The following is a 12960-nucleotide window of genomic DNA, read 5'->3' on the forward strand; positions in this document are numbered from 1 at the left end:
GGGTGCGGTTAAGGCTGCCTAATAGTGATGCTAATAGGTGATTTTGAGCGGCAGCTTGCGTGCCTGTTCGATCAGCAACTCGACCGATTTCTCTGACGGCATCACGCGGACGAGCTTACGCCGCACATTGGCGTCCTTCATGCTCTGCGCCAGCCGCGACGGGTTGCGCTGCGCGAGCTCGCGCACGGTGGTGACGCCGGCGGCGCGGACCAACCCGACCTTCGCCTTGCCCATGCCGGGAATCCGCATGTAGTCGGAGATGTTGGCCCATTCGAGCAATTGCTGTTCGCTGATCCCGGTCTTGGCGGCGAGCGCCTTGCGTCCCTTGACGGTGCGGGCGGCTTCAAGCAGCGCGTCGGTCGTGCGGATACCCTGCGATTTCAATTTGGTGGCGCAATAGGCGGACAGGCCTTCGATCTCGGAGAGGGGGTATGTCATGATACTCGTATGCAGGTAACTGGTAGAAGGGAGCGCGTGCAGAGGCGTTGGGAAAGTGCTTCAGGCAAACTGGCTGAGGCCCGGCGTCCCCGAGATGATCTCGCCCATTTGATCCGCTCCGATTTTGTCGCGGCCGAACCTGAAAAGTTCACGCGCGACGTTCTGAATTTCACCCATGCTCAGGCCAAGCGCCATCAGCCGGGTGCCGACAGCCATCAGGCCGCCGCCCATCAACCGCGATAGGCCACCGCTGTTGTTGGAGGCGGCGATTGCCGCTTCGGCGCCGGGGATTTGGTCGATCAGAGCCTGGACTTTGTCGGAAGGTCCCTCGTTACGGAGGAAACCCAGAACGATGCCGATGGTTTTTTCAGCGACAGCGCCATCGATGCCGGCCTTCGCGGCCAGCTGTCCAACCAATTCATCCATCTTGCCCCGCCTCAACCGGACTTTGCCGGGTCGTTCTTCGGAATTTATCTTGAGCGCCTGTGTCACGAAATACAAGCGATCCGCGCATTTCAGTTCGTTTTCTTTTTCGATCGCGTCGTGACTGTGGCCTCGCTGCAAGAGTGAGCGGCGGATTCACACCATCTTGTCGCAATGCGCAATGCCTTTCGACACTTCGCCGGGAATAAAATATGAGGAACCAGTGGCGCGACAATATACGCCAGCTTGCGCTGACGGTTTCAATCGACCGGCAAGATGCAATATGATGGCGCTGGTTCGGTATCGAAGCGGGTTCGAGGTTTCGAACCGGGTGTGATGATCGAAACGATCTAAATCTGCGCGAAGAGGCGAAGCGATGGCGACCTCCGACAATAAATTGGCCGATACCGACGAGAAGATTTTTATCGGCAAGGGTGAGGAGACAGCCTGGTTGACGCTGGCGCTGGCCAACCGGCATGGCCTCGTCACCGGTGCAACCGGAACCGGCAAGACCGTCTCGCTTCAAGTCATGGCAGAAGGATTTGCGCGCGCCGGCGTTCCGGTTTTCGCCGCCGACATCAAGGGCGATCTCTCCGGTATCTCCGAGGTCGGCGAGGCCAAGGACTTCATTGTAAAGCGCGCCCAGGAGATGGGCTTGACCTTCCAGCCCGATCAATTCTCGACCGTGTTCTGGGACGTGTTCGGCGAGCAGGGCCATCCGGTGCGCGCCACCGTCACCGAGATGGGACCGTTGTTGCTGTCGCGGATGCTCGATCTGAACGACGTGCAGGAGGGCGTGCTCAACGTTGCATTCCGCGTCGCCGACGAGAATGGCCTCGCGCTGATCGACATGAAGGATCTGCGCGCCCTGCTGGATGCGATCGCGCCCGACGGCAGCAAGAAGGGCGCCGACGACGGCGAAGATCCGCTGGCGTCGATCCGCAAGGCCGCGCAGAGCTACGGCAACGTGTCCAAGGCGACGGTCGGAACGATCCAGCGCCAGCTGCTGGTGCTCGAGAACCAGGGCGGCGCGAAGTTCTTCGGCGAGCCCGCGCTGACGCTGAAGGATTTCATGCGGACCGACCGCGACGGCCGCGGCATGGTTAACATCCTCGTCGCCGACAAGCTGATGCAGAGCCCGCGGCTTTACGCCACGTTCCTGCTCTGGATGCTCTCGGAACTGTTCGAGGAATTGCCGGAGGCCGGCGACCTGCCGAAGCCGAAGCTGGTGTTCTTCTTCGACGAGGCGCATCTGTTGTTCACCGACGCGCCGAAGGCGCTGATGGACAAGATCGAGCAGGTGGTGCGGCTGATCCGCTCCAAGGGCGTCGGTGTCTATTTCGTCACGCAGAATCCGATCGACGTGCCGGACAAGGTGCTGGCGCAGCTCGGCAACCGCGTGCAGCACGCGCTGCGCGCCTTCACGCCGCGCGACCAGAAGGCGGTTGCGGCGGCCGCGCAGACCTTCCGGCCCAATCCGAAGCTCGATACCGCGCGGGTGATCATGGAGCTCGCCAAGGGCGAGGCGCTGGTCTCGTTCCTCGAGGGCGGCGGCACGCCGGCAATGGTCGAGCGCGTCATGGTGCGCCCGCCGTCGGCGCGGATCGGGCCGATCACGCCGGAGGAGCGCAAGGCGATCATGGATGCGAGCCCGGTGAAGGGCAAATACGACACCGCGATCGACGCCGAATCCGCCTACGAGATCATCCAGAAGCGTCTCGCCGGCACGGCGACGCCGGCGGACGGCGCGCCTGGCGAAGGCGGCGGTATCCTCGGCCAGATCGGGGCCATTGCCGCCACGATCTTCGGCACCAATGTCAAGCGCGGCCGGCTCTCGACCGGACAGGTGATCGCGCGCAACGTCACGCGCTCGGTGACCGACAAGGTAGTCGGCGGCGTGGTCGCAGATCTCGGCAAATCGGTCGGTGGTTCGGTCGGCGGCTCGATCGGTCGCGCATTGGTGCGCGGTGCGCTCGGCGGAATCCTGCGCAGGTAGCATCGCGATCATCCGGCCGGAGGAATGGGCAGCCGGCTTTGCCTCCGGCGGCCGGCGCGCTACAACGTCGGCAATGTCCAAACAAAAAGGATATAAGCGATGTCCAACGCCAAGCTGCAGCCGGTCCTCGACCGTATCGACGCCGATTTCGACAACAGTCTCGAGCGGCTGTTCACGCTGCTGCGGATCAAATCGATCTCGGCCGACCCGGCCTTTGCCAATGACTGCAAGGCGGCTGCCGATCATCTCGCCAAGGATATCGCAACCCTCGGCTTCAAGACCGAGGTGCGGCCGACCGCCGGCCATCCGGCCGTCGTCGGCAAGCTGAACGGCGCGACCGACGGGCGTCCGCATGTGCTGTTCTACGGCCACTATGACGTGCAGCCGGTCGATCCGCTAAATCTCTGGCACCGTCCGCCGTTCGAGCCAGTGGTGACCGACCATGCCGACGGGCGCAAGATCATCGTCGCGCGCGGCGCCGAGGACGACAAGGGACAGCTGATGACCTTCGTCGAGGCATGCCGGGCCTGGAAGGCGGTGACGGGATCGCTGCCGATCGACATCACCATCGTCATCGAGGGCGAGGAGGAGATCGGCTCGAAGAATTTCGTGCCGTTCCTGGAAGCCAACAAGGCCGAGCTCAAGGCGGACTTCGCGCTGGTCTGCGATACCGGTATGTGGGATCCGAACACGCCGGCGATCACGACCTCGCTGCGCGGCTTGGTCTATGACGAGGTCAAGATCAAGGCCGCCAATCGCGACCTGCATTCCGGCGTGTTCGGCGGCGGTGCGCAGAATCCGATCCGCGTGCTGACGCGGATCCTCGGCGGCCTGCACGACGAGAACGGCCACATCACGATCCCCGGTTTCTACGATGGCGTGAAGGATCTGCCGCCGGACATCCTGGCGCAGTGGAAGCAGCTCAATCTGACGGCGGACAGCTTCCTCAAGCCGATCGGCCTGTCGGTGCCCGCCGGCGAGAAGGACCGGCTCCTGATCGAGCAGGTCTCCTCGCGGCCGACCTGCGACATCAACGGCATCGTCGGCGGCTATACCGGCGAGGGCTCGAAGACGGTGATCCCGGCGGAGGCGTCGGCGAAGGTCTCATTCCGGCTGGTCGAGGGACAGGACCCCGAGAAGATCCGCCAGGCGTTCCGCGATTATGTGAAGGCGCGCGTGCCGGCGGATTGCAAGGCCGAATTCATCGATCATTCCTCCGCGCCGGCGATCGCGCTCGACTGGAACATGAAGCCGCTGGCGGCCGCCCGCCGCGCGCTGACCGACGAATGGGGCAAGGAGGCGCTGCTGGTCGGGTCCGGCGCCTCGATCCCGATCGTCGCCGACTTCAAGCGCACGCTCGGCCTCGACAGCGTGCTGGTCGGCTTCGGGCTCGACGACGACAACATCCATTCGCCGAACGAGAAGTACGACCTCAAGAGCTACCACAAGGGCATCCGCTCCTGGGCGCGGATCCTGGCGGCGTTCGCCGAGGCCAAATAAAGCGAGACGCCCCGAATGCAAAAACGCCGCCCGGAATTGGGCGGCGTTTTGATTCAGGTCGTGTAGAGGGTGTTGGCGTCTAGCTTACTCGAAGATTGTGAAATTTCAATCACGGTAGCCGGGATTGACGCGGTCGAGCTTGCGCAGCAGCGGCGGCCAGACCAGCTGGGTCGAGCGCAGCTCGGCGCGGTCGGGGTTCGAGAGCAGCTCGGTGTTCTTGTCGATCGCGTGCTGGTCGACCGGATAGGCGCTCCCGCCGAGTGCGCGGGTCGCCACCTGCATCGAGCAGGCGCGCTCCAGATGGTACATCCGCTCGAAGGCGGACGCGACCGAGCGGCCGACCGTCAGCGTGCCGTGATTGCGCAGCAGCATGTGGTTCTTGGTGCCGAGATCGCGCTGCAGGCGCGGGCGCTCGTCATGGTCGAGCGCGATGCCTTCATAGTCGTGATAGGCGAGGTCATGGGTAACGAGCTGCGCGGTCTGGTTCAGCGGCAGCAACCCATCGGGCCCGCTCGACACCGCGGTGCCGTCGACCGTGTGCAGATGGAGCACGCAGCCGGCGTCCTCGCGCACCTCGTGGATCGCCGAATGGATGGTGAAGCCGGCCGGGTTGATGCTGTAGTCGCTCTTCGAGAGCTGGTTGCCGTCGAGGTCAACCTTGACCAGGCTCGACGCGGTGATCTCGTCGAACATCAGCCCGTAGGGGTTGATCAGGAAGTGATGCTCGGGTCCGGGCACCCGGGCGGAGATGTGGGTATCGACCAGATCGTCCCAGCCATAGAGTGCCACCAGCCGATAGCAGGCGGCGAGATTGATCCGCTGCTCCCATTCCGCCGCACTGATATCCGACGGGACTTCCTTCAGGCGCGCTTCCGCTGGCGACATGGCCGATTGCTCCGTTGATAGCTGTTGCTTGGCGTGAGCCTAGCGCCGCCGCCGGATCGCAGCAAGGCAGCAGACCGGCGTGACAGTCATGCCGGCATGCGGCCCACGATCCAGACAGCAACGGCCGGTGGGCAGCCGCAGGATCGATCTTCCAAGGCCGCGACGGATGAGAGCATTTTCGGTTCTGATTGACGCGAACCGGCGTCTGCTTCGTTCGAAAACGCTCTACGGCGCCGGGATCGCCAGCAGGCTCGAAATGCTGCGGCCGCGGATATCGTAGACGCGGGCGAACACGACGTCGTCGCGCTTGATCTCGACCATCACGGGGGCGGCCAGGCCCTTGCAGTAGAACTCGCCGAGCGTCATCGCGAAGTCGGCGGCATGGCTGTCCCAGCCGATCGTAAAGTCGGGCCCGAGCGCGACCTGCGCGGGGCGCTGCGGTCCGCAGACCGCGACCTTCCATTTGCGGTGCTGCGGCGGCACTTCCTGCCGCTCCGCCAGCTGCTCGCGCAGCCCGTCGGATGCCTGCTTCAGCGCCAGGCCCCAATAGTCGAGCATGAAGAAATTGTCGGCGGTCCGCACCGTGCCGGCGATGTGGTTGAAGTGCGTATACTGATACGGATGCAGGCGGATCATTTCGCTGAGCGGCAGCAACAGGCCGAACGCGAACACGGCGAGCGCCGCAGGCTGCCAGGCGCGGCGGTTCTCGCCGAGCCAGTCCATGCCGCGGGCGAAGGCGACGCCGCCAAGCACTGCCATCGGCGGGATCACGAAGATGAAGTGGCGGATGCCGTTGTAGAGCGCCGGCCGCTTCACCATTGCGATCACCAGCGGCAGCGTTGCCGCCAGCGTCAGCATCAGCATGACCGACTTGCGCTTCGCCGCCACATCGGTACGCGACAGCGACATGAAGGTGGTGATGACGGCCGCGCTCAGCAGCACCAGAAGCACCTCGGGAAGCTGCAGCGCGAACAGCGTCGGCAAATAGGACCACGGCATGTCCGGCACCGAGACCAGCGCGCCGTCGAACATCTCCTTCCACGGCTTCTCGAAGAAGTGCGAGAAATAGGTCACCGCTTCCAGCGGATGGCCGGGCTCCATGATCGACCACGGCCAGATCAGGCCCATCACGAGATAGCCCAGCACGAGCCCCGGCAGCAGCACATAGATGACATGGGCAAAGCGATGGGTCGCCTCGCGCGGGCCCTGCTTGCGGAATTCCTCGATCCAGAGCGGGATGAAGCCGACCACGGCGTAGATCAGGGCGAGGCCGCCAAGGACGCGGCAGCCGATCGACAGGCCTGCGCCGAGGCCGACGATCAGGATCGTGCGCGGCGAGGGCGCCGGATATTCCTCGATCAGGCGGACGAGGCCCATGATCAGGACCACCATCGCGACGGCGAACGGCGCATCCTTCGGATTCATGAACATGTGACCGTAGAAGGTCGGGCACAGCGCGAGCAGCAGCAGGGCCGCCAGTCCCGCCAGCGGGCCACCGACGCGGCGCGCCAGGCGCCAGGTTACGGCAAGCCCGATCACGCCGACGATCGCGCCGAGCAGGCGGCGCGTCTCGAACAGTTCGAGCGGGATGACCTTGTGCAGCAGCGCCGCGGCCATATCGAAGCCGCCGCCGTACATATAGAGATTGGCGAAGGAGAGCGCGCCGGTGTCCTTGAACCCGGAGCCGAACATGCGCAGCAGGAGGTCGGCGTATTCGGCGTGGGTGTAATCGTCCCAGCCCAGACCGTAATCACGGAATGTGAGGCCGGCGACCACGGCGACCACGCCGAGGACGAGGAATGCGAGATCGTCGCAGGTCTTCTCCACCGAGCGCCGTGCAGGCGCCTCGAGGGCAGACGTCGTAATCGATGACATAGCTAGTGATACCGGCGTGCCTGTGGCCCAGTTTGGCGCTTTAGGGCCTCATTCCCCGGCATCCATAGCGCAGTTCCGTTTCCGAGTAATTGGTAATTGTGGCGTAATTTCCCAGATGCATTGCAATATATTGGCAGCAATTCGTAGCCAGTAGATCTACGGGAGGCGGTTTCCTGAACGTGGCTGCAGCCGCGATCGAGAAGCGCATCAGGCCCGGTTAAGCGGGATTTTAGGGAACTCCGTCTACAATTGGCGGTTGGCGGTGTGGGCAATATGACGGTATCGTGGCGTTGGCGGCCTGCGCCGATTTTCGGTCGGGTCTCCCGGGGGTTAGTTCGATGATGGTTGGTCTGTTGGTCGTCGGCGTGGGCCTGGTTGTGGCGGGCTTGGCGGCGATCGGCTTGGGAATCCCCTACAAGGAATTCAGCGTCGGCGGCGCGTTGATCACGACCGGCGTAACCGGCGTATGCACCGGCGCGATCGTGCTGGCGCTCGCCGCCATCCTCCGGGAACTCCAGATCATCGCCAGGCGGCTCGATCCCGTTGCCGCAGGCGCCCTGGCCGAGGTTCCGCCAGCGTCTGCAACTTCCCCGCGCAATACCCCCGAGGATCCTGTTTTCCCGCCGCCGCGTGAGCCCAAGGTCGCCGCGCCTCCGCCGCCGGTCCCACTATCCGCGTCAACGGCGGCGCCGCCCTGGCACGACGAAATCCCCCGGCGTGGCGCGCCAAGCGAGGCGCCGCCGCCCGTGCCGGGTGGCGCGCCCCCGGAGGGCGAAGCCACGCCCAAGCGGCGCAACCTGTTGTTTTCGTCGTCGCGGAAGGAACGCGAGCGGGCCCAGAGCCGTACGGCCGAGCCGCTGACGCCGGATCTGCTGTCGCCGGAGCTGCGTCCTGATCCGGCCGCGGCGGCCGAGCCCGCGCCGGCAACGTTCGACGATGCCTGGCCGAAGGCCGAGCGGCCGAGGTCGGTCGATGTTGCCCCACGGCGCACGCCCCGGCCGTCGACCTTCGGCGAGACCCAGCCAGCCGGCGCGGCGCCGTCATCAGGCCACCCGCCGCCGCCCCAGGAGCAGCCGCCGGTGACTGTGCTCAAATCGGGCGTCGTGGACGGCATGGCCTATTCGCTCTATTCGGACGGATCGATCGAGGCGCAGATGCCGGAGGGCATGATGCGGTTTGCCTCGATCGACGAGCTCAGGTCGCACCTGGAGCAGCGGCCCTAAGGTCGGCGCCAATACTTGCGAGCGGCCGGTTCGAGGCCGGAAAAATACGGCCGTTCTTGTCAGATTTGCTGTAATCCGCTCATATTCGCAAAGTAGTACGCGATTCCATTAATGTATTGCTGCACGTGGATACTGTCCGGTGGGCGCCGGGCCGTCGAGAGCACGGGGAAGATTGAGCCATGTCCGATACGCCAGGCAAAACGCCGGTCGAGCTGACCGCAAATATCGTTTCGGCCTATCTCAGCAACAATCCGACGCCGGCCTCGGACATTCCGAGCCTGATCAGCCAGGTCCACGCGGCGCTGCTGCGGGTGTCGAGCGGGCGCGCCGACACACCGAGCGAGCCGGCCAAGCCGGCGGTGTCGATGAAGAAGTCGATCACGCCGGAATATCTGGTGTGTCTCGAAGACGGCAAGCGCTTCAAGTCGCTCAAGCGCCATCTGCGCACGCAGTACAACATGACGCCGGAGCAATATCGCGACAAATGGGGCCTGCCGGCAGACTATCCGATGGTGGCGCCGAACTATGCGGTGGCGCGGTCGCAGCTCGCCAAGAAAATGGGACTTGGCCAGCAGGCGCGGAAGCGGAAGTAAGGTTTTACGCGGCGGACGCCAGCGCCTCGCGCGCGTCGTTGCGGATGCGATCGACCATAGAGCGGAGGCCGTTGGAGCGCTGCGGCGTCAGATGGTCGCGGAAGCCGAACTCGTCGAACAGCGCGAGCGCGTCGGTGGCCAGGATTTCCTTCGGCGTGTGACCGGAAAACAGCGTCAGCACGATCGCGACCAGGCCGCGTACGATGTGGGCGTCGCTGTCGCCGATATAGTTCAGGCGCGGCTCGCCATTGGCGTCGCGATCGATCCGCCTCGACAGCCAGACCTGGCTGACGCAACCCTGCACCTTGTTCTCGGCCGAGTGCTCCGCCTCCGACAACGGTTCCAGCGTGCGGCCGAGCTCGATGACATAGCGGTAACGGTCGTCCCACTCGTCCAGCAGCGCAAAATTGTCCCTGATTTCGTCGATCGTCGTCATCGTGGCCCGCGTCCTATTCTCAACGGCTTATATAGGAAGGCTGGCCGCGAAAGCGACGAAAATGGAACCGGTTCCCGGTTGTTTTGACGCGTTTTCTTCACGCGAGCCGGCATCCGCCTCACGCGAAAGCGCTCGATTGGCGCTTACGGCATCGGCGGCAGGCGGAATTCAATCATCTGATCGTCCGCCGTCAGCGTGTCGCGGGACGCGCCCGGGTCGGTATCATCCTTGCCGATCGAGCCGGTGTGGTCGGGCGGCTTCTTGTCGGTGATGATCTGGTAGAGCTTGCGCGCACCATCGGTGGCGCGCTGGCCGATCGCGGTCGCGGCCTGGCCGCCGACTTCGCAGGCGGAAGGCTGACGCTTGCAGAACTGACCCATGTCGTTGATCGTCGCCGTCGCGGCCGACACCGCGTCCGATGCGCTGAGCTGCGGCGTCTTGTCCGCTTCAGGGGTTTTGTCTCTCGGCAGCAGCACGAGCACAAGCCCGAGCCAGAATGCCAAACGCAGCAGGAAGAACATGGCGCGATCCCGGTCGTCTATCTTGTCTTTTGCTTCTTGCGCGGTCGATGCCGCTATTGCCCTCACGGTTAGCATCGGTCGATAAATCGGAAGTATTTGCATTGAAGTAAATCCGCCGAAAAATCGCGGAAAATTCGCCTGAGTTGATTCGCCGTAAATTTTCGATTGATGGCGGCTGACGGGTGCCAAATCGGCAGACTGCGCCGCGTCCACCATTTCGAAACCATAGCTAGTCGCACCCGGAAACCAGCCGTTCACCATCCCCGACAAATGACCGGTGAATGACAGCGTCGAAGCCTCGCCGATGCACGGTGTTTGGCAGCAGGCCGCCCCGCCTTAGCGTTCGCTTAAGTTCGCTCTGACACGTTGGCCTGCAATCACAAAGGAGGCGTTCCGGCGCGTCTGTCTGACGATTAAGCCGAAGCGCGAGTGCTGTGAGTAGTTTGAGTCTGATCCGCGATTGCCTGGATGCGCTGCTGCATCCGTCGGCGCAATATGATGCGCTGACGCGTGCGCGCCACCGTGCCTTCATGGCGCCGCGGCTGCTCGGCAGTCTGGCGGCGCTGGCATCGTTCCCGGCCTTTCTGGCGATGCGCGGGGCGCCGACGGCGATCGAGGTCGCGGCCTTTGCCTGGCTGATCGCGCCGATCCTGCTGTCCTGGTTCCTGTCGCGCACCGGCCGCTATGAAGGCGCGCATGTGCTGTCGTCGCTGGCGCTCGGCGGTCTCGTGATGATGATCGCGGCGTCGACCGGCGGCATCGCGTCGTTCGCGGCGGTGTGGCTCGTCGTGATTCCGATCGAGGCGGCGCTGTCGGCGTCGCGGCGCGTGGTGGCGTTTGCGTTCGCGCTGGCGATGATCTGCGCCGCGCTGCTCAGCGTGCTCGGCCATTACCACGTGCTGCCGGTGGTCGATCCCGCGGTTGCGTCGAACAGCACGCTGGTCGGGTTCGGCGTCGTGTCGGCGATCTTCTATGCGGCCGGGCTCGCCTTCGGCGCGGAGTCGCTGGCGCGCACCAGCGTGGCGTTGCTTTACGTCGAGGAAGAGCGCTACCGCCTGCTCGCCCATAACATGAGCGACGTGCTCTCGCGGCACAGCCGCAACGGCGCGGTGCGCTTCATTTCGCCCGCGGTCGAGATCATGCTCGGCGTGCCGGCATCGCGGCTCTCCGGCCACGGCCTGTTCGACCGCGTTCATGTCGCCGATCGTCCGGCCTATCTCACCGCGCTGTCGGACGCCGCGCGCGGCGAGTCCCGCAGCGTCGAGTTCCGCGTGCGCCGCGACGGTGCGCGTGGCGAGACGGCCGCCGAATTCATCTGGGTCGAGATGCGCTGCCGGGCGCTCGAGCCGGCCTCCGCCGATGCCGAGGTGGTCGCCGTGATCCGCGACGTGACCGATCGCAAGGTGCAGGAGCAGGCGCTCGAACAGGCGCGCCATGCGGCCGAGCAGGCCGATGCGTCGAAGACGCGCTTCCTGGCCACCATGAGCCACGAGCTGCGGACCCCGCTCAACGCCATCATCGGCTTCTCCGAGATGATCGCGCAGGAAGACGTGCTCGGCCTCGACGCGGCCCGCCGCAAGGAATACGCGCAGCTGATCAACGACTCCGGCCAGCACCTGCTGTCCGTCGTCAACGGCATCCTCGACATGTCGAAGATGGAGTCCGGCAATTTCGAGATTTCGCCGGAGCCGTTTGCGCCGCGGCCGGCGCTGCTCAATTGCTGCAATCTGGTGGCGCTGAAGGCGCGCGAGAGCGGTGTCGACCTCGTCACCCGCGTGCCAGACGACCTGCCGATCGTGAACGGCGATTCGCGCGCGTTCAAGCAGATCGTTCTCAATCTGGTTTCCAACGCGATCAAGTTCACCGAGCGCGGCGGCAAGGTGACCGTGTCGGCCGGCGTCGAGGGATCGCGGCTGTTGCTGCGGGTCTCCGACACCGGCGTCGGCATCGCCGCCGACGACCTCAAGCGGATCGGCGATCCGTTCTTCCAGGCCGGCAAGACCTATCAGCGCCGCCACGAAGGCACCGGCCTCGGCCTCTCCATCGTCAAGGGGCTGGTTGGACTGCACCATGGCGAGATGAATGTGGAGAGCAAGGTGGGCGAGGGCACCATCGTGTCGGTCGCGCTGCCGCTGTCGTTCACTCCGCCGGCCGCGGTCGAGCCGTCCAGCAATGTCTCGACCCTGAAGCCCGCGTTGCGGTCCGGACTGCAAGAACAAACCCAACAGGTGAAGAAGAGTGCCTAGACAGACTTTGGATGACGACGAAACGCCGCGCCGTCGCCGCGGCGCCAAGGCGGTAGCCATCGCGGCCGAGGAGGAACGTGGCCTCGTCCTGCGCCTGCTGCTGCATAGTCCGAAGGATCTGGTTGCGGGCGTGCTGGCATTGTCCGCCATTGTTGCGATCCTGATCAACGCATTGTTCCTGCAGGCTGGCCGTCATCCGTCGCCGATGTTCGGCGGCTCGGTCGTGACGCTGCCGCCGCCAGCTCCGGTTGCCGCCACCACCAGTCCGATTCCGCGCCCGCGTCCGGCCGAGGCCGCCGCCCGATCGATCGAGCCCGCTGCCGTGGAACCATCGAGGCCGGTTGACGTGAAGCCGGTGGAGACCAAGCCCGCCGAGTCCAGGTCCGTTGAAGCCAAGCCGGCCGAACCTAAGGTCGAGTCCAAGCCGGTCGATCCGATGGCCAACCTGGTGCTGAAGTCGACCGTCGCGCCACCGGCTGCCGCGCCGTCCCCGGCCGCCGCGCCGTCCGGCGTCATTCGTCCGCCGGCGCCGATCCCGACACAGCATCTGAGCCCGGCCGGCAAGCGCATCGCAGCGGTCCAGCGGACGCTGACCGAATACGGCTACGGCCAGCTCAAGCCGACCGGCACGATCGGCGCCGATACCCAGCACGCGATCGCGAAGTTCGAGCGCGCGCGCAAGCTGCCGGTGACCGGCCAGATGTCCGATCGCCTGGTGCGCGAGCTCAGCACGATGATCGGGCATTCGATCGACTAGGCTATGCTGTCCTTGCCATGGCCGGGTCTTGCTCGGCCATGCACGTCGTTCGTCGACGCGCTGACGT

The 12960-nt window shown here is 64.9% G+C and carries 12 protein-coding genes; 6 read left to right on the forward strand and 6 right to left on the reverse strand.

All coding sequences use genetic code 11. The annotated features are described in order from the left end of the window. Positions 1-30: 30 nt before the first annotated feature. Positions 31-438: a DUF4332 domain-containing protein gene (locus ACVIGB_RS47140; protein ID WP_092125172.1), complete on the reverse strand. Its 408-nt coding sequence runs from the start codon at positions 436-438 to the stop codon at positions 31-33. Positions 439-498: 60 nt separating this feature from the next. Next, on the reverse strand, positions 499-864 hold the full coding sequence (locus ACVIGB_RS47145) for a hypothetical protein (protein WP_092127034.1): 366 nt from the start codon (positions 862-864) through the stop codon (positions 499-501). A 373-nt stretch (positions 865-1237) separates the two neighbouring features. Between ACVIGB_RS47145 and ACVIGB_RS47150 the strand changes: the two genes are divergently transcribed. Further along, positions 1238-2857: a helicase HerA-like domain-containing protein gene (locus ACVIGB_RS47150; RefSeq protein WP_456724116.1), complete on the forward strand. Its 1620-nt coding sequence runs from the start codon at positions 1238-1240 to the stop codon at positions 2855-2857. A gap of 99 nt (positions 2858-2956) precedes the next feature. Then, on the forward strand, positions 2957-4357 hold the full coding sequence (locus tag ACVIGB_RS47155) for a M20/M25/M40 family metallo-hydrolase (protein WP_456724115.1): 1401 nt from the start codon (positions 2957-2959) through the stop codon (positions 4355-4357). 105 nt (positions 4358-4462) lie between these two features. Here ACVIGB_RS47155 and ACVIGB_RS47160 read toward each other — a convergent pair whose 3' ends face one another. Both ACVIGB_RS47160 and ACVIGB_RS47165 read right to left on the reverse strand, forming a co-directional pair. Continuing rightward, entirely contained in the window at positions 4463-5242 is a 780-nt protein-coding gene (locus ACVIGB_RS47160; RefSeq protein WP_173641786.1) for a class II aldolase/adducin family protein, read from the reverse strand. A 225-nt stretch (positions 5243-5467) separates the two neighbouring features. Next, positions 5468-7117, reverse strand: a complete 1650-nt coding sequence (locus tag ACVIGB_RS47165; protein ID WP_456724114.1) for a glycosyltransferase family 39 protein — start codon at positions 7115-7117, stop codon at positions 5468-5470. A 338-nt stretch (positions 7118-7455) separates the two neighbouring features. Between ACVIGB_RS47165 and ACVIGB_RS47170 the strand changes: the two genes are divergently transcribed. Both ACVIGB_RS47170 and ACVIGB_RS47175 read left to right on the forward strand, forming a co-directional pair. After that, positions 7456-8340, forward strand: coding sequence for a DUF308 domain-containing protein (locus tag ACVIGB_RS47170; protein WP_456724113.1), 885 nt, complete (start codon positions 7456-7458; stop codon positions 8338-8340). Positions 8341-8519: 179 nt separating this feature from the next. Then, the gene (locus ACVIGB_RS47175; protein ID WP_456724112.1) at positions 8520-8933 is read left to right on the forward strand and encodes a MucR family transcriptional regulator; all 414 of its coding nucleotides are present in this window, start codon (positions 8520-8522) and stop codon (positions 8931-8933) included. Positions 8934-8937: 4 nt separating this feature from the next. Here ACVIGB_RS47175 and ACVIGB_RS47180 read toward each other — a convergent pair whose 3' ends face one another. After that, entirely contained in the window at positions 8938-9369 is a 432-nt protein-coding gene (locus ACVIGB_RS47180; protein WP_092125179.1) for a SufE family protein, read from the reverse strand. Between the two features lie 143 nt (positions 9370-9512). Then, the gene (locus ACVIGB_RS47185; protein WP_456725261.1) at positions 9513-9890 is read right to left on the reverse strand and encodes a DUF5330 domain-containing protein; all 378 of its coding nucleotides are present in this window, start codon (positions 9888-9890) and stop codon (positions 9513-9515) included. A 434-nt stretch (positions 9891-10324) separates the two neighbouring features. Between ACVIGB_RS47185 and ACVIGB_RS47190 the strand changes: the two genes are divergently transcribed. Then, on the forward strand, positions 10325-12136 hold the full coding sequence (locus ACVIGB_RS47190) for an ATP-binding protein (RefSeq protein ID WP_456724111.1): 1812 nt from the start codon (positions 10325-10327) through the stop codon (positions 12134-12136). After that, positions 12129-12893, forward strand: a complete 765-nt coding sequence (locus ACVIGB_RS47195; protein WP_456749347.1) for a peptidoglycan-binding protein — start codon at positions 12129-12131, stop codon at positions 12891-12893. Before ACVIGB_RS47190 ends, ACVIGB_RS47195 begins: the two co-directional genes overlap by 8 nt. Positions 12894-12960 lie beyond the last annotated feature (67 nt).

It is taken from the genome of Bradyrhizobium sp. USDA 4341 (genome assembly GCF_054063755.1).